Origin of the sequence: Sulfuricurvum sp. (genome assembly GCF_028688295.1) — a bacterium.
GTDB lineage: Bacteria > Campylobacterota > Campylobacteria > Campylobacterales > Sulfurimonadaceae > Sulfuricurvum.
The window spans coordinates 24,884-50,499 of sequence record NZ_JAQTYM010000007.1 but is presented as its reverse complement, the minus strand read 5'-3'; the positions used below and the strand labels follow the sequence as shown (position 1 = coordinate 50,499).

Annotated in this window: 28 protein-coding genes and 1 pseudogene; 7 read left to right on the top strand and 22 right to left on the bottom strand. The window is 40.8% G+C overall.

Going from position 1 to position 25,616, the window contains the following annotated elements; genetic code table 11:
- From PHR02_RS03235 to dctP, 6 genes and pseudogenes are all read left to right on the top strand, one after another.
- Positions 1-189, top strand: a pseudogene (locus tag PHR02_RS03235) (molybdopterin-guanine dinucleotide biosynthesis protein MobB); the annotation flags it as partial.
- Positions 186-1,031 (top strand): class 1 fructose-bisphosphatase, encoded by an 846-nt coding sequence (locus PHR02_RS03230; protein ID WP_299988857.1) that lies wholly within the window; start codon positions 186-188, stop codon positions 1,029-1,031. The pseudogene PHR02_RS03235 and the gene PHR02_RS03230, both read left to right, overlap by 4 nt.
- Positions 1,015-1,206: a hypothetical protein gene (locus PHR02_RS03225; protein ID WP_299988854.1), complete on the top strand. Its 192-nt coding sequence runs from the start codon at positions 1,015-1,017 to the stop codon at positions 1,204-1,206. The genes PHR02_RS03230 and PHR02_RS03225 overlap by 17 nt, the downstream gene beginning before the upstream one ends.
- Before the next feature lie 29 nt (positions 1,207-1,235).
- Complete coding sequence (metG, locus tag PHR02_RS03220; protein ID WP_299988851.1) at positions 1,236-3,185, top strand: methionine--tRNA ligase; 1,950 nt, start codon at positions 1,236-1,238, stop codon at positions 3,183-3,185.
- Complete coding sequence (locus tag PHR02_RS03215) at positions 3,182-4,186, top strand: hypothetical protein (protein WP_299988848.1); 1,005 nt, start codon at positions 3,182-3,184, stop codon at positions 4,184-4,186. The genes metG and PHR02_RS03215 overlap by 4 nt, the downstream gene beginning before the upstream one ends.
- Before the next feature lie 8 nt (positions 4,187-4,194).
- Positions 4,195-5,334, top strand: a complete 1,140-nt coding sequence (gene dctP, locus PHR02_RS03210) for a TRAP transporter substrate-binding protein DctP (protein WP_299988846.1) — start codon at positions 4,195-4,197, stop codon at positions 5,332-5,334.
- On the opposite strand, the gene PHR02_RS03205 is transcribed toward dctP, so the two are convergent.
- The 4 genes from PHR02_RS03205 to PHR02_RS03190 form a co-directional block, all read right to left on the bottom strand.
- Complete coding sequence (locus PHR02_RS03205) at positions 5,315-5,959, bottom strand: SprT family zinc-dependent metalloprotease (RefSeq protein ID WP_299988843.1); 645 nt, start codon at positions 5,957-5,959, stop codon at positions 5,315-5,317. The genes dctP and PHR02_RS03205 overlap by 20 nt on opposite strands.
- Entirely contained in the window at positions 5,952-6,620 is a 669-nt protein-coding gene (queC, locus tag PHR02_RS03200) for a 7-cyano-7-deazaguanine synthase QueC (protein WP_299988841.1), read from the bottom strand. The genes PHR02_RS03205 and queC overlap by 8 nt, the downstream gene beginning before the upstream one ends.
- A 68-nt stretch (positions 6,621-6,688) precedes the next feature.
- The gene (locus PHR02_RS03195; RefSeq protein ID WP_299988838.1) at positions 6,689-7,081 is read right to left on the bottom strand and encodes a type II toxin-antitoxin system PemK/MazF family toxin; all 393 of its coding nucleotides are present in this window, start codon (positions 7,079-7,081) and stop codon (positions 6,689-6,691) included.
- A gap of 45 nt (positions 7,082-7,126) precedes the next feature.
- On the bottom strand, positions 7,127-8,356 hold the full coding sequence (locus tag PHR02_RS03190) for a hypothetical protein (protein WP_299988835.1): 1,230 nt from the start codon (positions 8,354-8,356) through the stop codon (positions 7,127-7,129).
- A gap of 149 nt (positions 8,357-8,505) precedes the next feature.
- Here PHR02_RS03190 and ybeY point away from each other — a divergent pair, with 149 nt between their 5' ends.
- Positions 8,506-8,928 carry an rRNA maturation RNase YbeY gene (gene ybeY, locus PHR02_RS03185; protein ID WP_299988833.1) on the top strand — a complete coding sequence of 141 codons (423 nt, stop codon included), beginning with the start codon at positions 8,506-8,508 and terminating at the stop codon, positions 8,926-8,928.
- Between the two features lies 1 nt (position 8,929).
- Here the strand turns inward: ybeY and mrdA are convergent, their stop codons facing one another.
- From mrdA to PHR02_RS03095, 18 genes are read right to left on the bottom strand one after another with little or no spacing between them, the layout of a single operon-like run.
- Positions 8,930-10,717 carry a penicillin-binding protein 2 gene (gene mrdA / locus PHR02_RS03180; RefSeq protein ID WP_299988830.1) on the bottom strand — a complete coding sequence of 596 codons (1,788 nt, stop codon included), beginning with the start codon at positions 10,715-10,717 and terminating at the stop codon, positions 8,930-8,932.
- Complete coding sequence (locus tag PHR02_RS03175) at positions 10,714-11,169, bottom strand: hypothetical protein (RefSeq protein WP_299988826.1); 456 nt, start codon at positions 11,167-11,169, stop codon at positions 10,714-10,716. Before PHR02_RS03175 ends, mrdA begins: the two co-directional genes overlap by 4 nt.
- A complete protein-coding gene (locus PHR02_RS03170; protein WP_299988823.1) occupies positions 11,136-11,597 on the bottom strand; it encodes an N-acetyltransferase in 462 nt (153 codons plus the stop codon). The genes PHR02_RS03175 and PHR02_RS03170 overlap by 34 nt, the downstream gene beginning before the upstream one ends.
- Positions 11,594-12,205 carry a ribosome biogenesis GTP-binding protein YihA/YsxC gene (gene yihA, locus PHR02_RS03165; RefSeq protein WP_299988820.1) on the bottom strand — a complete coding sequence of 204 codons (612 nt, stop codon included), beginning with the start codon at positions 12,203-12,205 and terminating at the stop codon, positions 11,594-11,596. The genes PHR02_RS03170 and yihA overlap by 4 nt, the downstream gene beginning before the upstream one ends.
- Complete coding sequence (lptA, locus tag PHR02_RS03160; protein WP_299988817.1) at positions 12,202-12,687, bottom strand: lipopolysaccharide transport periplasmic protein LptA; 486 nt, start codon at positions 12,685-12,687, stop codon at positions 12,202-12,204. The genes yihA and lptA overlap by 4 nt, the downstream gene beginning before the upstream one ends.
- A gap of 9 nt (positions 12,688-12,696) precedes the next feature.
- Entirely contained in the window at positions 12,697-13,206 is a 510-nt protein-coding gene (locus PHR02_RS03155) for a hypothetical protein (protein WP_299988814.1), read from the bottom strand.
- Positions 13,207-13,698, bottom strand: coding sequence for an HAD hydrolase family protein (locus tag PHR02_RS03150; RefSeq protein WP_299988812.1), 492 nt, complete (start codon positions 13,696-13,698; stop codon positions 13,207-13,209).
- Positions 13,695-14,267 carry an imidazoleglycerol-phosphate dehydratase HisB gene (hisB, locus tag PHR02_RS03145; RefSeq protein ID WP_299988809.1) on the bottom strand — a complete coding sequence of 191 codons (573 nt, stop codon included), beginning with the start codon at positions 14,265-14,267 and terminating at the stop codon, positions 13,695-13,697. Before hisB ends, PHR02_RS03150 begins: the two co-directional genes overlap by 4 nt.
- A gap of 1 nt (position 14,268) precedes the next feature.
- Positions 14,269-15,075 carry a septal ring lytic transglycosylase RlpA family protein gene (locus PHR02_RS03140; protein ID WP_299988805.1) on the bottom strand — a complete coding sequence of 269 codons (807 nt, stop codon included), beginning with the start codon at positions 15,073-15,075 and terminating at the stop codon, positions 14,269-14,271.
- Positions 15,068-16,288 (bottom strand): lytic transglycosylase domain-containing protein, encoded by a 1,221-nt coding sequence (locus PHR02_RS03135; protein ID WP_299988802.1) that lies wholly within the window; start codon positions 16,286-16,288, stop codon positions 15,068-15,070. The genes PHR02_RS03140 and PHR02_RS03135 overlap by 8 nt, the downstream gene beginning before the upstream one ends.
- 15 nt (positions 16,289-16,303) lie before the next feature.
- Positions 16,304-17,080 (bottom strand): TatD family hydrolase, encoded by a 777-nt coding sequence (locus tag PHR02_RS03130; RefSeq protein ID WP_299988800.1) that lies wholly within the window; start codon positions 17,078-17,080, stop codon positions 16,304-16,306.
- Between the two features lie 3 nt (positions 17,081-17,083).
- Positions 17,084-18,619 (bottom strand): AAA family ATPase, encoded by a 1,536-nt coding sequence (locus PHR02_RS03125; protein WP_299988798.1) that lies wholly within the window; start codon positions 18,617-18,619, stop codon positions 17,084-17,086.
- Positions 18,619-19,473, bottom strand: coding sequence for an NAD(+)/NADH kinase (locus PHR02_RS03120; RefSeq protein WP_299988796.1), 855 nt, complete (start codon positions 19,471-19,473; stop codon positions 18,619-18,621). Before PHR02_RS03120 ends, PHR02_RS03125 begins: the two co-directional genes overlap by 1 nt.
- A gap of 57 nt (positions 19,474-19,530) precedes the next feature.
- Entirely contained in the window at positions 19,531-20,415 is an 885-nt protein-coding gene (locus PHR02_RS03115) for a phosphatase (protein ID WP_299988793.1), read from the bottom strand.
- Positions 20,412-22,538 (bottom strand): hypothetical protein, encoded by a 2,127-nt coding sequence (locus PHR02_RS03110; RefSeq protein ID WP_299988790.1) that lies wholly within the window; start codon positions 22,536-22,538, stop codon positions 20,412-20,414. Before PHR02_RS03110 ends, PHR02_RS03115 begins: the two co-directional genes overlap by 4 nt.
- A gap of 15 nt (positions 22,539-22,553) precedes the next feature.
- Complete coding sequence (gene ilvA, locus PHR02_RS03105; protein WP_299988787.1) at positions 22,554-23,765, bottom strand: threonine ammonia-lyase; 1,212 nt, start codon at positions 23,763-23,765, stop codon at positions 22,554-22,556.
- A 9-nt stretch (positions 23,766-23,774) separates the two neighbouring features.
- Positions 23,775-24,206, bottom strand: a complete 432-nt coding sequence (locus PHR02_RS03100; RefSeq protein WP_299988784.1) for a CoA-binding protein — start codon at positions 24,204-24,206, stop codon at positions 23,775-23,777.
- Between the two features lie 47 nt (positions 24,207-24,253).
- Positions 24,254-25,522 carry a citrate synthase gene (locus PHR02_RS03095; protein WP_299988781.1) on the bottom strand — a complete coding sequence of 423 codons (1,269 nt, stop codon included), beginning with the start codon at positions 25,520-25,522 and terminating at the stop codon, positions 24,254-24,256.
- Positions 25,523-25,616 lie beyond the last annotated feature (94 nt).

Sequence of the window (25,616 nt, the reverse complement as noted above, 5' to 3'; positions counted from 1 at the left end):
CTTCCTCGTATCAGTATCTTTAGAAACTCTATCGATACCGATTATTTCCCCTACATGAACGCATTGGCAATCGATGAGAGCATCGACACTGCCCATTATGCTATTCCCGAGGGGATAGAAATACTCGATCTCAACAACCCCGATCATGTGATCGAGTGGATTTTAGCTCACGCAAAGGTTATGGAATGAATGTTATTTTAGAAGCGATCCAAAAAAGTGCTATTCGTATTAAAAATGCGATTGATGTCAAAGATATCGGCTACTCCCAAGAGCAAAATAGCTCAGGCGAAACTCAACTCCAACTCGATATCCAAAGCGATTTGATTATCGAGGAAGAACTTAGCCAAGTTCCTGGTGTTCACACTATCGCCAGTGAAGAGAAAGAAGAGCCGATGGTGCTCAATGAAAGCGGTCATTATTTCATCGCATTTGATCCACTGGATGGTTCATCGCTTGTGGATGTCAACCTCAGTGTCGGTTCGATCTTCGGTATCTATGAGGGGGCTTTTACCCCGAGTAAAATGGTAGCTTCATGTTACGTCGTATATGGTCCACGTGTTGAGCTCGTATTTGCTGATGAGAAACAGGTATCCCTCTATCTCCTCCAAAACGGTGAGTTTGAGTTTGTAAAACACATTACCCTCAACGAACAAGGAAAAATCATGGCTCCGGGCGGTACGCAACAGTACTGGGCGCCGTACCATAAAGCGATGATCGATAGCTTCTTTACCCGTGGCTATCGCCTCCGTTACTCAGGCGGTATGGTTCCAGACCTACACCAAATCCTCCTCAAAGGGGGCGGATTGTTCAGCTATCCGGGTGCCACCGATAAACCTGAGGGAAAACTACGTATGTTGTTTGAAGTATTCCCATTTGCCTTTATCTTTGAGCGAGCGGGCGGTAAAGCGGTTGACGGTACAGCACGCGTTCTCGAAAAAGAGCCGCGTCACGTCCATGATACCAGCCCATGTTTCTTTGGCTCAACAAATGAAATCAACGAGGTTATGAGTGTCTATGCAGGACAACAGTGAGTACGAATCACGATTGGATGAAACCATAAAAATTCTCCAAGAGTGTCAAGAAGAAAAAACCGTAACGAGCTGTTATGTGTGTGAAAAATGTATCGGATGTGAAATTCGTACCAAATACATCCGCGCCGTCTATGAGAGTATGTCCAAAGGTGAAACCGGCGGGTTTGATTTTTAATAAAACGATTGAATTTCTAAAGGATAAAAATGAAAAACTACATTACTACCCCTATTTATTACGTAAACGGTGAAGCCCATATCGGTCATGCCTATACGACCTTTATCGCCGATACCCTCGCACGTCATTCACGCTTGATCGGTAATGAGACCTATTTTCTCACCGGAACGGATGAACACGGTCAAAAGATCGAAGAAGCGGCTAAAAATCTCTCTAAACCGACACAACAATTTGCGGATGAGATCAGTGCGACGTTTCGTAATTTGTGGGATGATTTTGATGTTAGTTACGATCAATTTATTCGTACTACGGATGAAACCCATAAAAAAGGGGTTCAAGCCGCATTTGCCAAAATGTATGATAACGGCGATATCTACAAAGATTTTTATGAGGGTAACTACTGCGTAAGCTGTGAGACCTTTTTCCCTGAGTCTCAGCTCATGGACGGAGGATGTTGTCCTGATTGTGGCAGAGCGACCACTATCCTCAAAGAAGAGAGCTATTTTTTCCGTCTTTCCAAATATGAAAAACCATTATTAGAATATTATGAAGCACACCCTGAGTTTATCCTGCCGAAATCACGCCGTAACGAAGTCATCAGTTTTGTAAAGGGTGGATTGAATGATCTCTCTGTCACCCGTACCAGTTTTAGCTGGGGTGTACATTTACCGCAAGTCTTGAACGAACCAAAACACGTTATGTACGTATGGCTCGATGCTCTGATGAACTATGTCACGGCTCTCGGATACGGTTCCGACGAAGCAAAAATGGGATTTTGGCCGGCAACGACGCAATTGGTCGGTAAAGATATCCTCCGTTTCCATGCCATCTACTGGCCGGCATTTTTGATGAGTCTCGGATTGCCGTTACCAAAGCATATCGGTGCTCACGGTTGGTGGACACGCGATGGTGAGAAAATGTCAAAATCAAAAGGAAATGTCGTTGATCCTAGAGAAGTATCTAAACACTACGGTGTAGAAAATTTTCGCTATTTCATGATGCGTGAAGTTCCATTCGGACAAGATGGCGATTTCTCTCAGCGTGCATTGATCGACCGTATGAATTCTGATCTCTCCAACGATTTAGGCAACCTCCTCAACCGTATCATCGGAATGAGCGAGAAGTACTCTGATTTTGTTATCGACAGTGTTGATGTTGAAAAATATCACACTAAAGAGCTTCACGATGCACATGCCATCTTGGATTCACTCGAAACCTATTTGGGTGAGTTACAGCTTCACCGTTACCTCGAAGAGCTTTGGAAAGTGTTCAGTATCGGTAATAAAGCGATTGAAGAGCATGCGCCGTGGGTTAAAATCAAAGAGGGTCGTAATGATGAGGCACTCGCTACGGTTGCATTAATAGCTAATCTCTTGGCTAAAGCATCAGTGATGCTCAACTCTATCATGCCGAGTACCACTGCGAAAATCGCCGATGCACTCGGATTTGAGATCATCACCGAGAGTTATAATCATTTAGTCCTCAATAAAGGGCTGCTTAAGACCTTTACGATCAAAAAAATCCCCCCTCTTTTCCCTCGTGTTGATGAGCCGTTGATGCAAGAAGCTCCCAAAGCGATGATCGATGAAGCACCAAAAGCAGAACCAAAAGCAAAAATGGAAGATAAAAAAGAGACGACTGTATCTGAAGATGGATTAATCACCATCGATCAGTTTTTCCAAACGTCAATCAAAATCGGAACGGTTCTCGATGCCGAAGAGGTTCCGAAAAGCTCAAAACTCCTCAAACTCAAAGTTGACCTCGGGGAAGAGACTCCGCGCCAAATCGTCGCCGGAATTCGCGAATACTACAGCGCAGAATCGTTGATTAATACCCAAGTATGTGTTGTTGCAAATCTCAAGCCGGCAAAACTGATGGGACTTTTGTCTGAGGGGATGATACTGGCTGCTAAAGATGCAGACGGATTGTGCCTCGTTCGTCCTGAAAAACCGCGTCTTAGTGGAAGTTCGGTTGGATGAGACTTGAAAATATCCTCGCACTGAGCAAAGGTTCTCTTTTAGGAGATCCTTCGGTCAGTATCTTTGAAAGTGTCGTCTTTGATCCTTCCAAAGTGAAGCGAGGCTCTTTCTTTGTCGCTTATTCTCCTGAAGATATCGCCGAAGCACTTCAGAATGGTGCTTATGGTGTAATGTTCGACAAACCGACGCAGATCAGTGATAGTGAAGTGGCATGGATTAAAGTTGAAAATATCGATAGTGCCCTCAAAAAATTGCTCCGCTTTTATCTCCTAGAGAAAGAGCTTCAGGTTTTTGCTTGTGATCCTATCACACTTAGTCTCTCTCGTATGATTTCTACCCCTGCTAATTTTTGTAATGTTGAGGGAACAATGCAAGAGATCTGGGAAAAACTTTGGCCGTTAGAGAAAAAATCGATTGTTTTGTTTTCCCCTACCCTCACCGATTCGGATATTTTTATTGAACATTCTCAGCTGATTCGTGCTCAGGAAAAAACAATTACCATTATCGAACAAACCCTTTTTGAGACCTCATTTATCCATAATGATACGTTTTATGAACGACAAATGCTCTCGCCGTTTTTCATCCCGTATTTAGAACATCTTCTTTTCTTTTTTACTTTTTTGCGGATCCCTTTTCAGATTCGTGGTTTTGGTAAAATGGCCCATTTTATCCCCGTATTTACAAACTCACGTTTAGAGAGCAAAGAGTTCGGCAGCAGTGATCGGGTTGTCATCTTCGAACCGCTTCTTGAGCTTATTGATGAGCAGATTGATTTTTTAGATGCTCAGGCTTCTTGGGCAAAGATCATCTATCTGGTTCCCGAATCGATGCGTTCCTCACTCACTATCGGTGTCGAAAATATCTTTTTTTATCGCTATAGCGAAGAAGTGTTGAGTATTTTGCAATCTAAAGTATTCCATTTCGCACTTGTAGGGGGTGTGGACAAAGGGATTCTCAACCCCTCACGCTCTTCCATGAAACAACTTGAACTCGATTTTTAGGAGATTTAATGAACCGACGTACTTTTATCACCACAGGTGCTACGGCTTCCGCTGCATTACTGTTGAATGGTTGTAACGAAAATAATCGTCAAGCGATCGACTATTCCAAACACCCCTCACAACTCACAGAAACAGCAGATACTACCTCTGGCAAAAAACAAAAAAAAGTGACTCTTCGGTTGGCAACTAGCTGGCCTGCATCATTTCCGATAATGGGAACCGGGGTAGAACATTTTGCCGAGCGGGTTAAAGCGGCAAGCGGTGGGAGCCTCATCATTAAAATCTATCCCAAAGAGACCCTTGTCCCTGCTCTAGCGGTTTTCGATGCGGCAAGTACCGGCGAAATCGATATATTTCACTCAGGTCCTTATTACTGGAAAGGGAAAAATAGTGCATTTGCTCTCTTTAGCGGCACACCGTTTGGTCTTACGTCTGAGGAGATAAACTCATGGATGCTTTTTGGAGGGGGGATGGAGTTTTGGCGTGAAATGTATGCTAAACACAATCTCTATCCCCTCTTAGGGGGTAATACCAATGTTCAAATGGGGGGATGGTTCCGAAAACCTATCCGTAGTCTCGCAGACCTCAAAGGTCTCAAGATGCGTGTTCCTGGTATCGGGGGCGAAGTCTTTTCCCGTTTGGGGGTCAATCCTGTCCTTCTTGCTGCTGGTGAGATTTATCCTGCATTGGAGCGTGGGATGATTGATGCGACCGAATGGGTCGGGCCCGCATTGGATTTAAAAATGGGATTTTACAAAGTCGCTAAATATTACTATTCAGGCTGGCACGAACCGGGATCGGTATTGGAACTGACCTTTAATAAAAAAGTGTGGGAATCACTCTCAAGCGAACACCAGGCAATTGTACAAATAGCCTCAGAAGAGATGAATTCAAGAATGTCATTAGAGTTTCATTCTAAAAATCTAGATGCGCTTCAAGAGATTCAAAAACTTGGAATTACGATTCAAAAATTTCCTGATGATGTAAATCGTGCGGCAAAAAAAGCATTGGAAGAGTATCTAAAAATCGAAAGTGTATCAAATCCTGATTTTAAAAAAATATATGAAAGTATGGAAAATTATTTGCAAAAATCACGTGCATGGAGCAATATCGGATTAGGGGCATTTCTTAACACCCGAGAGGTCTAATCTTTTTAAGCTCATTTCTAAGACTTTTTTCGTGAGGTAAATACATTCTCACCAAATCGTGAAATACTTTTGAGTGATTCATGTGACACAGATGGGCGAGTTCGTGTACAATAATATAATCAATTTGCTCATACGTGAGCTGCATCATCATCGTATTGAGAGTTACGATGCCTTCACTGCTACAGCTCCCCCATCGTCGTCTCATTTTTTTAAAACGTATCTCTTTAGGATGTAAATTCATCTTTCTTGCATAGTGTGCTACACGTGATGGAAGGGTTAAATGTGCCTCTTTTTTATAAAAAAGTGAGTAATATTTTTCAATATCAACACTGTTTTTAGCTTTTTCGAGTGTTTTGATAAGATGAGGAAATTGTGCCAGTGAAACACATTCTCCTCGAAAGCAGATTGTTTCTCCAAGCGTATGCTCCAGTTGTGTTCGAGACGCTATTACCGTAAGTTTAGATCGAATCCAGCTTTCTCTCTCTCGCAAAATTAAGCGTATACGCTTTTCATCTTTGATGGGAGTACGGACACACACCTCGCTGTTGTGGGTAATGGTAATATAGGTATTACGATTTCGAGGACGATAATGGATCGTTATCGGTGAATTTGATGCGTCAAACATAATCGATAGGGTCAACCGCTCCCGCACGCTCAAACCCACGCAGACGTAAGCGACAGCTGTCACATACACCACACGCCATCTCTTCACTTTGGTAACAGCTCCATGTAAGATGAAGCGGTGCACCCAGTCGAAGTGACTCATCAACAATTTGAGATTTTTGCAGGTGAACGAGCGGCATCTCTATCGTAATAGTGGTTGTCTCTTTTGTTCCCAAATTTGCCGCGTTTTGAAACGTCTCGATAAAGGCTTCCCGACAATCAGGATAACCGCTGCTGTCCTCTTCGACCACACCGATAGCGATAACCGAGCACCCCTCTTTTTCAGCTATAGCGGTAGCAATAGAGAGAAAGATTCCATTTCGAAATGGTACATAGGTGATGGGGACACCCGCTTCGATCCCACCTGTAGGGATATCGATACTATGATCAGTGAGCGCTGAGGCTCCGATGGTTTTAAAAAAATCGAGATCGATCTCGTATTTCTCACTTGCACCTAAATCCTCGCATATAGCACGAAAACAAGAGAGCTCTTTTGTCACGGTGCGCTGTCCGTAGTTAAAGTGCAATGCGACGATCTCATAGCCTCGTGAGCGCATGATATAGGCGACAAGGGTCGAATCCATCCCGCCGCTCATAATACAAAGTGCTTTTTTCGTTTTCATATTTACTACTTTTTCTTTTTTTAGTGTATAATTATGCTACAAATGTCTGAATAAGACCCCGGAGGAGTTTACTCCTCTGAACTCATTAATCCTATCACCTTCGTTTTTAATTCTTTGTAAGCTTCTTTATTTATTTTTCCGATTTTTCGATCCAAACGTTTTGCATCAAACATTTTTAATTGCGAAAGTATAGCAACACTTGTTACATCTTTGATAAAAGAGAAATGATAATAAAATTTTCCTTCTCGTAACGTGCTAGTGAGAGGTATTCCCCAAAATACACTGTTGTTAAACTTTTGGAAAATTAATACGGGGCGGACAAAATCTTCCCCTTTTCCATCTTGTTCATATCCGACATTTTCGCCTATATGAGCGTAAAAAATCTCACGGGTTTTAAAAAAAATCGCTTTTTTATCGTTAATCGTTATTTTTTTATTATTCCACTCACTAAAACGTTTCAAAAGTATCCTCTTATATAGAAAAAAAATGTAACACATATAGCGTTGTTACTCATGTGTGATCTCCTTTAAGATTGTAATTTCTTTGCTATAAATGTCATTCTCACTTGTTAGGTCCTGAAACCATCCTTTCATGCCATCACTATACGGATGTGATTCAGGGGATACCCCCTCTACTTTCACTGCGCAAAACTCTCCAAGCATCTGTCGAGTAAATTCTGCGCTAATATTATTCTGATATGTATCGATCATAGCATTAACCCTTTTACCCATACCGCGCGAGCGCATGTCGAGAAAAACAGGATTTTTACCGGAGAAATACCGATTACGGAGTGCGGCATAACGCTTGATCAGATCGCTTTCACATGAAAATCTCCGTGCTAATATTTTCATCCTCATTTGTTTTTCAAAAACCAATAAGAGAGCAGATTGGCGTATCGCCTCGATCTGAGGGGCTTTTTGGATCAATGGTTTCATATTGCTTTGCTGATAACGTTGTTCGAGACGTGTGAGCCACTGATCCATTTGATAATTACGTTTTACATATTTAGGAGTTGATACCAATGCAAGTGATACATCCTGCCATTGCTCATACGGCAGACTGTATTTTGCATGTAAATGTGAATATTCAATCATCGCCGGCATATCCATCCACGCCTCCCGTTCCCGGTTTTTATCGGCGAAGGGTTTAGTGTTGATTGTTTCGATAATGTTCCACAAATCATCCAATGCCGCTTTTTGAACAGGAGCGCTTTCACGTGACTCACGTTTGTTGCCTAGTCCAAGCTGTTCATGGAATTTGATGACATAGGGGTAATGAAACCATTCGTATCGCCATAGTGCGATTTCGGCATCGTCTAATGGGATATGGGGGGTTCCTACCGCATAAAGGATCTTTTTCATCCATTCGAACGATTGGTAAAAGGGATAGATCCAGTATTCATCGGGAGAACCCGCTAATGCGATCATTTTAGAATAGCCGTTTGCGACGGAGCCTACGGCATAACACGCTTTAGCTTGCGGGTATCGTCCCTCGTCGTTCATATAATCACCGCCGTATTCATACAATTTGGCAAACTGAAACAAGATAACCAAAACCAAGATTACTTTGTGTCGTTTACGAGCGAGAGAACTTTTGAAGAGTTCTATTTGTTTTTCACGATTCCACAACCGAGAAAACCGTATCTGAAAATCGCTCATTCCCGTTATCGTGCTTGTCTCATCGGTATGAGGGGTTTTTGAATAGAGATAGTGAATTATCTCAATAATCTGAAGCACAAAGAATGTGTACAACAGTACTATCATCATCAAGATGATGAACATAATCAAAGCTATTATATAAGTCATATCAGATTCTTATTTTAATTTAACACCATAAAACATATATTAAGATTGTACCAACTTCATCCTTGTGCTACAATGTCATTATGATAGAACTTGATAACCGAACCGACAAATCCTATAATTTTTCCCTTTTAGAGCAAATTGCTGATGCTTTAACCCAACAAGAGATTGAGTTAATCCTAACCGATAATACTGAAATAGCCGAAATAAACCAAGAATTTCGCAACATCGATAAAGCGACAGATGTCCTGAGCTTTCCTAATGATCCGTTTCCCGGTGCTCCACTTGGGAGTATTATTATTAGTGTCGATAAGGTAACAAGTGTAGCACGAGAGTTGGGGCACAGTGAAGATGATGAGATTGCCCTCCTCTTTATTCACGGCATCCTTCATCTACTCGGATTTGACCATGAAATCGATAACGGTGAAATGCGTCATAAAGAGGTTGAGCTGATTGAAAAATTCAATCTCCCTAAAAGTCTCATTGTTCGTACCTTAGAAGAATAAATTATTTTTTAATGTAGCCCAAATCATCTAGTTTATTATAGATGGATGAGATGATTCCTCCTGTAGCTTCACCTCCGTGTCCTCCATGTTCTACCAATACCGTCACGATAAACTGAGGATTATCCGCTGGTCCGTACGTGGTAAACCATGCATGAGAACGGCTAAAATAGTCCATAGAGTGTTCACTTTGACGCTGTTTAACATTTTGGGCAATCCCTGTTGTTTGTGCGGTTCCTGTTTTTCCCGCGATAGGAAAACGAGTAGATACAAACCCTTTTGCCGTTCCGCCAGGATCATTACAGACGCCACGCATAGCTTTTTGAATGATGGGGAGTTTTTCTTTTTCCGTTTGCGTCAAAATATCTATGGAATTGGGAGTATAAGGAGTGTCACCGATTTTTTTGGCAACATGAGGTATCGGTAATTTCCCCGTAGCCATAAGGGCTGTAAATTGTGCCATTTGCATCGGTGTAACCAAAAAATCTCCCTGACCGATAGAGGTATTGAGCGTTTCTCCCTGATACCACGGTTTGTTAAATTTTTCTCTCTTCCATGCGCGGCTTGGAACGGTACCGATGAATTCATTCGGAAGATCAATCCCCGTTTTTTTTCCTAATCCCATACGCATAAGATTGGTGCTCATTCGCTCAATCCCGACTTCTAATGAGCCTTTATAAAAATAGTCATCACAACTTTGGGTAATCGCTTTTGAAATTTCAGTTTGACCATGTCCTCTCCCCTTCCAACATCGAAAAGCACGATTGCCTAATTTCATCGAACCGCTGCATTGCACCGTAGAGTTTTCATTTAACATCCCTGATGTTACGTAGATAAGCCCCATTCCTGTTTTAATCGTAGATCCTGGGGGATAGAGTCCATTGATCATTTTGTTAGTAAAGGGAGCATCAACACTGCTCATCAATGTATTCCAATCTTTTGAACTGATCCCTGAGACGAAAGAGTTTAGATCATATTCAGGATAGCTTCCTGCGGCATAAATCGCACCGTGGATGTCCATGACAATAATGCTGCCTACCCGTTTTTGAAAAGATTGTGTAATAAAGTTTTGGAGTTGCATATCGATATTAAGAACCAAATTTCGATTTTCTTTGGTTGTAGTACGTCCTATCTCTTCGATTTCGACATTATGAGCATTGACTTTGATACGTCGTTCTCCTGCTACACCTTGCAAATAGTTGTTATAATATTTTTCAATACCGTTTTTTCCTACATGACCTAAAAGCTGTAATGCCGGATCTTTATCAATCTCTTTTTGATTTGCCTTGGCCACATAACCAATCAAATGCGATGCAATCGCTCCATAGGGATACAACCGTTTCGGCGAAGGAGATATCTTAATCGTATCACGTAAGTTCATCAAAGAATAGAGAGGAATAATAGTTTCGTGAGGGATAAAATCAACAACATCAATATAATTATGGTTGTAATATGAGTCGCTTTGTTTATAGATTTTTTTTATTTTTTTACTGTCCAAGGTTGGAATCATAGAAAGAAGATACGCTATCTCTTTGTCCAGCAAGGAGGTATCTTTTCCTTTTGTAAGATGGGGAGCCAAAGCGATTTTGAAGCCTAATTCATTAATTGCGATCGGTTCATTGGTACGATCAAGTATTTCTCCGCGCACCGGTGCTGAAAACTCTGTCTTAATACTGTTATTTTCTGAAAGCCCTTCGTAATATTCATTGGATTGAACAGCAAGATTAAAAACACGTACTAGTAATCCGATCCATACAATAATAAAAAGAGTCAATAAGATTTTAGTTTTCATACTATCGCCGCAATCACTAAAAATTCAATAATCATATAAAGTCCCATATGCCAATCTATTGAAGGCGATGGAAGTAAAAATATACCATTTGCGACCCAAATATAGATAAAGTACCCTGGATAAGCAAGAGCGACAAATATACCAACCATACAAATACGACATTGTATTAGCTGCTCTAATTTAGGGATTAGATAAAGAGAGAGGGTCGTAAAATACAAGATGCTACTGCCAAACCAAAACCCTTTTTCTGCTTCAAAAATCAAAAGCATAACCGAGACTAAGAGTAAACCAAAAAGATCATGTTTACTCAATGCATCGTAATAAGCATAAAAAAGGAGCGCTAAGAGTGGCGGCAGTAAAAGATACAAACTGCTTAAGCTGATGTAAACGATAAACAAACCAACTAAAAGAAGTCGGTTTATAATGTTTTGATAAGAGAAACTTCGTTGCATATCGGAAAGTGTTTACATTTAATACAATCAGCCCAAATTTTATGTTCAGGGATTGATTCTTTAGGAATTTCAATAAATCCTAAACGTTCAAAAAAGCGTTGTTGATAGGTAAGTGCCAGCACCTCTTTTAAACCTAATCGGCGTCCCTCTTCACACGCATTTTCAACTAAAGTAGTGCCGATATTTTGACCGCGATACGCCGTATCGATAATCATAGATCGAAGCTCAGCCAATGATGGAGAATGAATATGTAGTGCGACAAACCCAACAAGTTTGTCTTCATTCATTGCTAAAAAATACGATCGTATATTGGTGGCTATTTCATCATTACTCCGTGCTAATATAACTCCCGTTTCAACTTCAGGCTCAACAAGCATCTGCATAGCAGAAATATCGTTGAGGGTTGGCTTTTTGTAAGTGATGTTCATTCAATATCACTTTTTAGTATTCGGTATAGGTGCTCTACGATTTTATCAACCCCTCGACGTTTTGAGTTTGAAACCATAAGCGCCCCTGGGAAGCGATTTTTAAGCTCATTGAGCTCCTTTTGGTTCAACTTGTCGATTTTTGTAAATATAGTGACAATAGATTGATCGGGGGTACAAATTTCATTTAAGTAGTGATCAACCGAACGGTCAATCTCCAAATCTGGATGACGGCAATCGATGAGGTGAACGTAAATGCGGATTTGTTTTCGTTCAGAGATAAAATTTGTTAAATTACTTTCCCAATCCGTTTTAAGTGATTTAGCAACTTTTGCGTATCCGAACCCCGGTAAATCCACGAATTTTGCACTTAGACGTTCATTCGTTTCTCGATCGGCAAAAACAACATCAAAATAGTTGATCAGGCGTGTTTTCCCTGGAGTGGCAGAGACTTTTGCAAGCGATTTTCGTTGAGTCAAGGTATTTAGTAATGAACTTTTACCGGTATTTGAACGTGCCATAAAGGCAACTTCATTTTGGTACTCATTTTCCGGAGTAAGCCTAATATTTGGCGCTGAGGTCATAAAGGATGAATCAATAATTTCTATCATTTAGGGGTACTTTTGGATTTTTTATCTTGGATGGTAAAGGTCATAATAACAGGCTCATTGTTTGCACTCTCAGCCGAAGCATGCCCATGAATCGTATTAACTACAACTTTATCCCCTTTTACTCGACGATAATCATCCATACGAATCAAATCAACTTTTGTAAAAAATTGGTATTCGTTTTCATTGGGAAGAAAAATTGCCGTTTGAGATTTACCTTTGTATTTTTCATTCATTTCGGTAACAATGTAAAAAGAAACGTCACCCTCTGCCAAATATTTTGTCGGTTTGTTCTCTTTATCGGTATAGATGGTAACCTTGGTGGCATTAAGTTCATCTTTGCCTTTAGTCACTTTGACATTCCCGTTAAAAACTGAGACCCCTTGACGCTGATCCCCTTTGAAATTATCGGAGATCACTTTAAGTTCCTCAGACGAAGCCAAACAAACCATGACTGAAGATAAAATAAGTAAAAATCGTATCATAAAATTGTCCTATTTAAGTTGATAACGAACCTGTGCATTTTCAGCAGATACGGTATCGCGTTGGTTGTTATAGATGAGATTTGCCCCATCGATACGGTTTGATTTTTGGGTGATTACAAAATGATCGTTAACAGAAATTAAAGATTTTTTTGTCTCATACTTTGCATTATTGGATCGAAATTCTAATCCATCTTCACGGATATAATGGACATTCTCTTTGAGATCAATCACATCATTCCGGTATTCAACGTTACGTGAATGGATCGTTTGGAATAACTCTTTCGTATTATCGCTAAATTTCGCTGATGTTACCGTATAATATTCATCAAACTTTTTACCCTCTTTTCCTTCTAAAATATGATCAATCCCTTTTTTCGAAACTTCATAAAGGGTAAAGTCCATCAATTCGATTTTGGCAATCTCACCAGCGCTCTGTGAAGGAGGATAACTTGGGGTAAAATACCCATACATTCCTAATAATAACGCTAAAAGGGCAACAAAAAAGAGATTGATTGTCATTTAAAACCATTGATTTAAAAATTTTTCTTCTTCACCGTTACGACGAATCACTTTTTCAATCATTTCACGTACACACGCATCTCCACCGTTTCGCTCTAACACATCCGTAAAACTTTTCAAATATTCTGATCCATCTTGTGGGGTATAGGCTTGAGCTACCCATTGAAGCAGTTTATAGTCGTTCAAATCATCTCCGATAGCCGCCACTTCATGTGATTTTATACCGAGTTGCGCACATAATTCTTCAGCTACAGCACGTTTGTCTTTAACTCCTTGGTACAAATGGGCGATATCAAGCTCTTTAGCGCGATGTTCGACAATCGAAGAGTTACGTCCGGTAATAATAGCGGCAATATGTCCCATCTTTACCCATGCTTTAATAGCAAAGCCATCTTTTACGTTAAAATTTTTGAGTTCCAACCCATCGGCAGTGTAGGTAATCTTTCCGTCACTCATACACCCATCAACATCCAGAATAAGGAGTTTAATCATAAAACACCTTTGGTACTCGGCACGCCGGCACGTTCGTTTTTAGCCAACGCACGTCGAAGTGCAACAGCCAGAGACTTAAATGCTGCTTCTATGATGTGGTGCTTGTTTTTTCCGCGTACCATGATAATATGTGCCGTAATTCCAGCATTAAACGTAAGGGCACGAAAAAACTCTTCGGACAATTCCGATTCAAACGTCCCTATTTTCCCAGATACCGGAACATCATACACTAAAAACGGTCGGTTACTCAAATCCAAATCGCACGTCACTGCCGCTTCATCCATCACAATGGTGGCACTTCCGAATCGTTCTACTTTTTCAATAGGATAAATCGCTTCACGTAAAGCTTGACCTAAAACAATCCCTATATCCTCTACACTGTGATGATCATCAATGTGGACATCGCCATCACACGTTACTGTTAAATCAATCTGAGCATGCTTTGCAAAACTCTCTAGCATATGATCCAAAAAGCCCACTTTGGTCGAAATCGTACTTTTGCCTTCTCCGAAAAGTTGCAGTGACAAGTCGATATCGGTCTCTTTGGTTTGTCGTTTTTTGTGGATCATTTTATTCCCTTATGATAAAAGAGCCTTGAAAATGGCCCTGTGATATAAAATCTCTCGCTTCAGCTTCGCTTTTGAAGCCACCCAGCCAAACACGAAATAATCGTTTGTTATTATACTCTGTATCTTTAATAATTGCCGAATAGCCGTTGTAAGAAGCATACTTTTGTTTCGTACTTAATGCACCTTCGAATCGTTCAAACGAGCCTATTTGAACAAAAAAAGCATTTAGTACCGATTCCCTAGGACCTTTGGCCAAACTCGCCATATCAATGGTACGCATTGCACTTGGTTCAAAGCCCAGAACTTCAAGTGTGACCGGTGCAGTCCCTTTTTTATCGAGACCGATTTTCTGTGCGGCAACATAAGAAAGGTCGATAATGCGGCTTTCGACAAATGGGCCACGATCGTTGATACGAACAATGGTTTGTTGATTATTTTCCACATTAGTCACACGTACCACTGTATTCATCGGTAAAGTTTTATGCGCAGCGGTCATAGCATACATATCGTATCCCTCACCGTTACTGGTCGCTTTGCCGTGAAAATCATTACCATACCAACTGGCTCTGCCGCTAAAACTATCTCCAATACGTACCACTGTAGGATAATACTCTTTTCCAAATACTGAATAAGGACGCATTGTTGCGTGAAGTTCACCGTTTTTTTTGTACACATTTGATGGTGCAGATGCAAGTTGTTGTGAGGGATATTTTTGTGATGTTTTTGTTGGCTGGTAGGAATAGGAACCACTTTTTGTGGTACATCCACCGAGAATGATCGTCGTAATAATCAACAATGTTTTAATCATCAATGTTTATCTCCTCGCCTTCTTTCAATGTATTGGTTAAAAATGGATTTTTTAGTTTTATTTGATCAAGAGAAATATTATACAATTGTGCTACTGAAACAAGGGTTTCACCCGATTTAACGGTATGTAAACCACTCTTTTTTAAAAAGGGCTTATTAATAGGGATTTTAATCCGTCGATTTAGATTTTTACCCTCTTTTTCACCGATCATATTTTCCATCATAATAGATGCTTTTGGAACATTGTAACGACGAGAGAGCTGTTCAAGTGTTTCACCCGATTTGGCACGATGCATGACAAAATATCCGCTTAGCTTTTTGGTTCTAAATTTATGACGAAAATCATCCAATTTATCCTTTGGGATATACACCGGATAAGCTTGTTCGTTTGGAGGAATAATTCCTTTTTTTAGATGAGTATTAAGTCGAACAAGATTTTTTTTAGGCATCTCTAAAACTGCCGCAATACGGTCGATATCTTCTCCTTCCGGTAAATAAATGGTTATTAAGGGATTTTCTTGTGATGTATTCAATAAGAGATCGTATTGGATTTGGGATAAAAAAAGCTCATCCGTTGCCAACAAAGAGAGAGCAACAATTTTACGTATGTAGTTACGACTCTCGTTGGGGAGCAAACCTCTCTTTGGATCAGTCAAAATGTGAATATCATCCGTTCCCGCTTTTCGGATCGCTTTAGCGAGTCTGCCATCTCCACAGTTGTAGGCGATAAGCGCCAAATACCATTTACCAAATTTCTTTTTCAATGTACTCAAATAAGCGATTGCAGCGCGTGTTGATTTGACGTGATCTCGTCGCTCATCAACATACTGATTAATCTGAAGCCCGTGTAATTTTCCTGTCCTCTCCATAAACTGCCACAATCCTGCTGCACCTCTAGAAGATGATGATTCTACTCTTAGCTGTGATTCAACTAAAGCTACAAATATAAATTCACTCGGTAAATCTGATTGCGCGATAAGCGAAGAGAGCATTGGGATAAAAACATCAGCATTTTCAGATGAGTCTGCAAACCCGTTCAGCGTACATTCACGTTTTTTTTCTGCATACATATCGTGTAAATAGGGATCTTTGAGATAAGAGGGAGGAATATCGAGGTGATTTAATACTTCAATTTTTTTTCGATCATTCAGATCGAATCCTATGGAATAAGCATAAAAGGGGAGAAGTAAGATAAATACTAATAGCTGCCTCATATCCTCTCCATTGCACTATCCTAAACCAAATAGATTTTTAGCATTTCGGGTTGTCAAGGACTCGATAGACTCTACACTCATCCCTAACAATTCCCCCATTTTATCAGCGACAAAACGGGTATAAGAGGGTTCATTGCGGCTACCACGGTGAGGATGTGGAGTGAGATAAGGACCATCTGTTTCAATGAGCAATTTATCGTGTGGGATTTTCGGTAAAACATTGACCAACTTTTTGGCATTTTGGAAGGTAACAACACCCCCAATACCGAAATAAAATCCCTCATTAGCTAAGGAAAGAAGTTCATCATCGGCATTGTAGCAATGAAGCACTCCCCCAACTTCACCGGCACCCTCTTCTAAAAGGATCATTTTCGAATCGTGCGAAGCATCACGAATATGGACAATCAGAGGTTTTTTGACCGCTTTAGCGAAGCGGATATGTTTACGAAACACGTCATCCTGACGTTTTTTCTCGATTGTTTTTTCCTCGTCTGACCCCTCCAGACGAAAATAATCGAGTCCACACTCACCGATAGCGACACATTTAGGATGAGCGGCATACGTTTCAAAATCAACACTATCGATATGCTCCATATCATAGGGATGAACCCCCACCGCAAAATAGACATCATCGTAGTTTTCACAAATTTCAATCGCTCGCGCTAACGTAGCGGGATGAGCGCCTGGGATGATAAACGCTTCCACCCCTGCTTCTCGTGCACGATTCATCATCAGATCAAAATCTTCACGGTAACGTTCATCATCCAAATGGACATGAGTATCTATAATCATCTCTTAACCTCGAATCCGTTCAAATAAATCTCGGGCGAACCCACGTGCCTCATCACTGACACTCTCACCGCTGATGATGCGGGCAATCTCTTCGATTCTCTCTTCATCATTTAGCTCACGAACACGGCTCTCATCATCTTTATAGATTAAAAAGTGCTGTTGCCCCATCGAAGTGAGTTGAGGCTGATGAGAGATAACAAAAATTTGATAGTGGGTAGAGAGATGTCGAAGTACTTTCGCAACGCTCATCGACTCCTCACCGCTGAGATTCGCATCGATTTCATCGAGCATAAGGACTCCGCCGTTTTCTTGCATACTCTCAACTCCCAGTGCCAATAGCGCAAGACGGAGACGATTAAACTCCCCCGAGCTGAGTTTATCCAATCTGGTTCCCGCTAGACCCAAAATCACTTTATCCTCACCGCTAAAGCTCAGCGGTATAGATTCAAGATGGAGAGTTGCTTCTCGTAAATAGAGCATCCCTAAATATTCATTTAGTTTTTCCAATGTCCCTTTGAGCACCCCTTGACGGTTTTGTGAGAGCTCTTTTGCAGAAACTTCCAGCGATCCTTTAAGGAGTGCTATTTGTTTGACAAGATCATCTTTGGAGTGTTCTATCGTCTCATAGGATTCGAGTTCCAGTGCTTTTTGCTCACGATACGCAAGTGCCTCTTCCACCCCTCCATAACGCCGTTTCAACTCCGAAATCTGCTCTATACGATCTAAAATCGATTCAACCGATACCTCTTCAAGCTCTTCGAGACGCTCAGAGGCACTTTCGAAAATACTTCGAAGTTCATTCATCGCATCATCGAAAAATGCGCTATCTACTTCTAATAATCCTAACGCAGAGCTGACCGAAGATTCATACCCAAAGATTGATTGTGCTTCTGCAATAGCATTCTCGATTTTTTCTTTTTTGGAGAGCTGCTTTTTAATGAGGTTTAACTCTTCATCTTCTCCGATTCTAGGCTTTATCGCATCGATTTTGTTGATCTCATACAGAGCGAATTCTTTAAGTTCAGAGAGATTTTTCTCTTTCTCTTCAATCTCTTTGAGCTGGTCAGAAAGAGCTTTGAATTGACTATATTTCTCTTGATGTGCCTGTAATACTTGGAGATGATTTGGTGTGTGTGCACTTAGTCGCTCATCCAAAAGGTTGAGCAATGCCGAGGGTTCAAAGTCACTGTAGTCTTTTAGGCTCAAATGGCGAAGGTGCTTAGAACTGATCGATTCCATCGACGACTTTGAGGTGCTTTGGTTGTTGATAAAATAGCGGGTTTTCTCTTTTTTGACATGACGAAAAATATTGATAGATTCGTTTTGTAGCCCGTATCGATCTTCATCGATACGCCATGCTACACTCGATTCACATATCTGTGCGTCAACATTTTCCAACCCCACCGAAGCCAAAATAGAGCGCATTAATATAGACTTTCCGCTTCCACTGGGTCCGGTAAAAACAACCAGCCCCGGATGGAACTCCATCTCTGCCTCTTTAAAGGTTAAAAATTCTTTGAGATAAAACCTCTCGATCATTAATTCCCCCACCCCATTTTTTCTTTAAGGACTTCAAAATAGTTGAATTCTTTACGATGAATCAGATGGGCAACACCGCTGGCGAGTTTGATATTGACCGTGTCTTTGTGACTTATTTTGACAAGATCTTGACCATCTATAATGACCAAAGCACTGGCATCGGGAGTTTTCATCTCTATCTCAAAATGTCCTGGGAATACCATGGGACGCTGTGTCAGTGAATGAGGGCATATCGGAGTTAGCGCAAATACCTGTGAAAGGGGGAAAAGAACCGGTCCTCCTGCAGAGAGATTATAGGCAGTTGAACCTGTAGGTGTGGATACGACGACACCATCACCAAAATAGGTGTTAAAACTTTGTCCATCAACATAGGTCTCGATATGGATCATTTTTGCGATAGAGGGACGCGTGAGGACAATATCGTTAAATGCAAATACCTCATTGACCCCTTTGGAATTGTGAATCGTTGCTTGCAAAATAGAACGCTTGTCGATACGGTATTCACCATTCAACATCTTATCCACAAACGATTCGAGTTCCGCGAAATCAAGATCAGCGAGAAAGCCGAGTTTTCCCGCATGAATCCCTAATACAGGGAGCTGATAATGATAGGATCGGCGAACGGCTGAAATGAGGGTTCCATCACCACCGATGGTTACGAGAAAATCGCTATTTTCACACATCATCTCAAAAGGTTGTCCCATAACATCAATCATACCGCCGCTGATGTTATCGATGATCACTTCGATACCGCGTGATTCAAATATCCGCTTTGCTTCGAAAAACATTACTTTAAGTTCAGGAGTAGAAGGGCGAAGGATCATACCGACACGTTTAATATTAGTTAATTTCAAGCCTCATCCCTCTTTTTTATTTTCAATTATAACGAACTTAATGGTAATGGCACAATATTATGACCGTATGAAATATTCCAATGCAATTCCCTCACGTAATCCATCATCGATGATGATCGCTTCTTCCCATTGGGCAGCATCATAAATAGCGGTAACCATCAAAATTCCGGCAATGATAAGGTTTTCACGCCCTACCCCTACATAGGTACATCTGTGAGCACTATCCATCGCTAAAAGTTCGTCATACACACGATAACACTCTCCTAGTTTCAAATGAAACCCGTTCACTTTTTCAGGCTCATAATGATCATAGTCCATACCCAGTACATAAGCTGAAATGGTTGTCGGAGTCCCTGAGCTAAGTATCAAAGGGGAGTTAGAAGAGAGGTGGGGGAGTGATTCATTTATTTTATTTTTGAATAACTCTATTTTACCCTCTAAAGCAATCAGTGAATCGGCACTTTCACTCACCGTTACTATCCCCATATTTATGCTTACCGATTCTATCTCATTATTGCTAAACGATATTAGCTCAGTAGAACCGCCGCCAATATCGACCAATACAAACGATTCTGGGTTTATATTGAGTTGTTTTAATCGATATCTGACCGCCATCAGGGTCAAAAAAGCCTCTTTTTCAGCATCAATAACCGTGAAATGTATCGCTGTTTTTATTTCGATTTCTCTCAAAATTTCTGTAGCATTAAGTGCAAGCCGCATAGCTGCGGTAGCATAAGCTACTACCGTATGAGAAGAAAAATCGAGAATATTTTGTGCTTCATCGATAGCACCCAGAATCCGCTCTAATGCATTCATCCCTATACACTGTGTGGTATGTAAAGCCTCAGCGGTTTTTACAATTTTCTCAAAGCTTTTTCCCCATATATTACCATCAAATTCGATAAACCGAATGGTATTTGAACCTAAATCAATAGCAATCATGAGAGAGCAATATCAGCAATACGTATCGATGGGGTCCAAGCTTCATGCGAACCTTGACGAAGTGCATCAATATCAAGAGTGCTCGAATATCGCGCTTTAAAATAATCATATATAGTCAATATTCCCTCGTCTATTCCAAAGATTCCGACATATTGTCGAATCCCCTGCTCTAGTAGAGTTTGAGACTCTTTATTTTTTAGTTTTTGTTCCAATTGAACGCAATACGCTTGCGCTACCACTCCTGCCATTGCCGTGTATTTATCGGTAATACCAAAGTAAGGTTCAAAAACATTAAGTGTCTCTGAGGCTAACCCTTTTGCCGCTAAACGCTGCGCTTGATCCACTAGTATGTTCCATTGGCGTTCCAATACTTGTGCTTCTGGAGTCTCATAGAGCAAAGGGTATGAACTGAGATACGAAAATGCATTAGGAAGATTGCTGGACGCTATCGCATCATAGAAAAGGTGTTTGACACGAATAGTATCAGCCATCTCTTGTGCTTCAGCGGTATAATCGGGAAAGTTGATCAAAATTTCACACGATTTTCGAGCCGTCGCATAATCACCTTGCATGTAAGCTTTTTGAGCCTGAATGTAGAGTTTATCGGCATAATCCATGATCGCGTTGTATTCCGCGAACTCTTTTAAAAACGGATGCATTTTGATGAGATCAAAAAACTTCACAAAATCTCGACTTGCTATCACTTTTTTTAGATATTCATACATCCGTCGTTGATCGAAAAGCTGTTGGATCAGTACCGTTTTTTCCGAAATACCCCGATAAGGAGCAAGAAGAGTTTTCGCCTGTTCATCGCCATTCGGGGTTAAAATCAATTCTTGCACTTTCAAAAAGAGTTTTTTCCAGCGCAATTCCATTTTTCGATACGGCTCAGAATCTTTAAATGCCGGAAATTGTTTTACCATTGAATACGCCAACGGAAAACGCCCCTCTTCCACATATTTTTGAAATTGTGAATATTTCTCATACGCACGCATAATTTGAGTAATAAACGCATTTTTTTTAGGAATTCCAGAAAACATATCTAGCAATTCTTTGGCTTGATGGCGTTCATTTTTTTCCAGATGGTGTCGTGCTTTATTTAAGGTATCCGCCCATATACGCTCTGCTAATTCATAAGGTTTTGAGTAGAGAATCATAGGGTTTTCTTCAAGCACATCATAAAATGCTTTATAGCTTCTCTCACGCAATAACTGCATATGAGCATCTTCGTTTCCTAAGAGTGAATAAATCCGAACATTTCCTTCTAGAGTTCCTATGGCTAAACGAAATCCATCAGGTATAAAAGCGATGGTCGTGATCGATTCTGACTCTTTAATGTAACGTTGTTTTATCAGTTCAAAGGTCTGTAAATCGTATAAGCCGACATAACCTAGTTTAGTAGCAACAAAAGCAAATTTTTTATCCACACTTACCGTCATTGTTGTTACATCATCATTCATTTTTTGCAAACGCTTGATAATCTTGCCATTACGCATATCCCAGACGATCAGAACCCCCTCTTTGTCAACGGAAAGGAGTTTTGCTTCGGGTAAAAACTGTATCTTAATAATCGCACCGGTATGGCCCCGTAATTTCAACGGATGCTTCATCGTTGCCATATTGAGAAGGTTGATGGTTCGATCATAACTCCCCGTAGCGATCCACTGTCCGTTATCATTAAAAGCAACGGTTGAAATAAAATCGGCATGTGGAGGCATAGCAAAAGCTAAACGAGCGGTTTTAAGTACCCAAGCAAAAGCTTTTCCATCTTGACCACACGTGACACAGTATCTGCCGTTTGGATCCAATCCGACACTCTCTATCTCACCTTGGTGGCGTCCTACTTTATATAAAAGTTCTTTTTTAGGTACATTAAAGACAGCCGCTTTATTGCTTGAGGGTATCATCGTTATGGAGAGTTCCCCATCGGGAGTCATATCAACATGAGATCCTATAATCCGCTCATGCGATATGTTACTTTTAAATCCACCTACGACACTATACGTTGACAAATCAATGATTCGAAGCGCATTTTGGGCATCGATGATCCCAAGCTGGTTGTTGTTTAGGGTTTTAAGAAAAAGGATGGGAGCTTTTATATTAAATAATTTTAATGGTTCCATCTCTTCTCCTTTACTTTAGTGCTCTTCACTGCTTAAGTAGCGGTGCTCTTTTAGTAAGGCACGAATTTGTGACTGGTGATCTTCCCCTTTTGTCTCCAAATGAATCATCACATTCGCATCTCCATAGGCCAGCGTCGTCGAGGTTCGATCGTAAGCGATATGGACGATATTAGCATTCAACCCTTGAAGCATTTCGGTGAGTTGCATCAACGCACCCGGTTTGTCCACCAAAGTGACGGTCAGTTTCATTTTGCGACCTGATTTAATAAGCCCTTTTTCGATAATAATCGACAGGAGTGTGACATCGGCATTCCCTCCACTGAGGACAATAGCAACTTTTTTCCCTTTTAAATCATTTAATTTATCGTGCAAAACAGCTGCAACACCCACTGCACCAGCACCTTCTACTACCAGTTTTTGGCGCTCTAATAAAAATAAAATCGCATTGGCGATCTCTTCATCATCGACACTGACAATACGATCAACGCTTTCAAGAATATGTTTAAGGGTGATTTCTGATGTATCACGTACTGCGATTCCATCCGCGATTGTACGGACTGATGTAGTGTCAATGGCTTTTTTGGCTTCAAAAGACTCCTTCATCGCAGGTGCACCTACCGCACTCACACCGATTACCTCTGTTTTAGGAGAGAGGGCTTTAATTGCTGAAGCCATGCCTGAAATCAAGCCACCACCACCTACAGGAATTACGATTGCATCTAAATCATTCATCGCTTCAATCATTTCGATAGCAATAGTCCCCTGTCCTGCCATAACAGCTTCATCGGCAAACGGATGGACAAAAACCATCCCATGTTCATTACCATACTTCGACGCATATCCATACGCTTCATCATAATTACTGCCCGCCAAAATGACCTCAGCACCATAGTAGCGGACACCGTTTATTTTTGTCAGCGGAGTTGATTCTGGCATAACTATCAATGCTTTTATTCCAAACATCTGCGCTGCCATAGCAACACCCTGCGCATGATTACCTGCACTCGCGGCAATAACACCGCAAGAGCGTTCTTGTGCAGAAAGAGTCGCTATTTTGTTATAAGCACCTCGTATTTTAAAAGCACCAGTTACCTGAAGGTTCTCTTTTTTAAGATAAATTTCCATGCCGCTCTCTTCACTTAATCGTGGAGCGTAGGCAAAAGGCGTTTTGACTACCGTATCGCGTATACGTTCATGTGCTTTGTAGATTGTTTCTAAATCGATCAATTCTTCCCTTTATACGTGGATAAGTCGATGTTCGACCATACTGCAATGATTTTGAACCACTCGCATTCCATGTAGTTTTGCTTTTTCTGCCGCTTCGTTATTAACGATCCCTTTTTGGGCCCAAAACACTTTTACATCACCACGCTCAATGCATGCATCAGCAACCGCGTTCAGTGCGTCAGGTTTACGAAAGATATTAACCATATCAACGGTACCCGGAATTTCGAGGAGAGAACGGTATACTTTTTCGCCTAAAATTGTCTCTTCTTTGGGGTAAACAGGAATAATTGTGTAACCCGCATTTTTTAAATACTCCGCAACACGGTAGCTATCTTTGCTCGAATCAGGTGAGAGACCTAAGACGGCAATGGTTTTTACATCGTTTAAAATAGAGATAATCTCAACGCTAGATGCATTTACCGTAGGGAATTCACATTCCATAAAAGCTCCTCAAAATAGATAAAGTTTCTTATTATAGCTAAAATTTTTTACAGCCCTTTTTTGACTTCACCGATATAACGCTGTCTTGGACGTGCAATTTTCATTTCACGATCATTTTTAAGTTCAATCCATTGAGCTACCCATCCGACTGAGCGTCCAATTACAAAAATAATAGTAAACATTGATTTCGGGATTTTAAGGGCGGTCAGAATCAGTCCCGAATAAAAATCGATATTGGGATAAAGACGTCGCTGAATAAAATACTCATCATTCAAAGCAATGTTCTCTATCTTCTCGGCTATTTTAAGTAACTCGTTATTGACACCCAATTCATCTTTTAGTTGATCTAGAAGATGTTTCAGTATCCTTGCTCTGGGATCGAAGTTCTTGTAAACACGATGTCCGAACCCCATGAGTTTAAAATCATCGTTTGGATCTTTAGCACGGGCTATAAATTCGTCTACATTATCAACATTACCGATAAATTCCAGTTGAGCGATTACCGATTCATTCGCACCGCCATGTGCTCTTCCCCACAGCGCATTGATTCCGGCTGAAAGTGCAGCGTAAGGATGTGCACCGGTAGAAGCAACAGCGCGAACAGTTGAGGTTGAAGCATTTTGTTCGTGATCGGCATGGAGGGTAAAGATGGTATCGAGTGCCTTTATTTCAACATCACGAATTTCGAGATTTTCCCCAGGATAGGCGCGCATCATGTAAAGAAAATTTTCGGTAAAAGGGCGTTCTATATCAGGATAAATATAGGGTATCCCGAACATACGACGGTGCGTAAAGGCTGCTAAAGTAGGAATTTTTGCAATAATTCGCCGTGCCATTACCTGGGCTTCTTCATCATCATCAACATTAAGGTGTTCGAAATAAAAGGTTGAGAGTGCCGATACTGCAGAGGACATCATTGCCATCGGATGGGCTTTATCCGGAAATGCATCAAAAAGACGTTTTAACCCCTCATGAACAAAAGAGCGTTTACGCAGTTCAATATCGAACTCTGCTCGCTCCTTTTCATTCGGTAAGTGAGCATTTAAGATAAGATACGCGACATCAAGATAGCTTTTTTTCAGAGCAAGATCACTAATATCGTATCCGCGATAGGAGAGTTCACCTTTTTCACCATCAATGTAGGTAATACTTGAGCTGCAGCTAGCCGTAGAGGTGAACCCAGGATCATACGTAAACATCCCCGTATCATTATATAGAGTACGTACGTCAATCACATCCGGCCCGATTGTAGGATGTAAAATCGAAAAAGTATAGCTCGTGTTGGTTCGATTGTCAGTGAGGGTTACAGTGTCCATCGTCCGTCCTTCATTCTTCTCATAATGAGTAATATAGCATTATTTATTACAGTTTTGAAATTTTAAAAGAGTAAGAGGCTAAAAATTCCTCAGA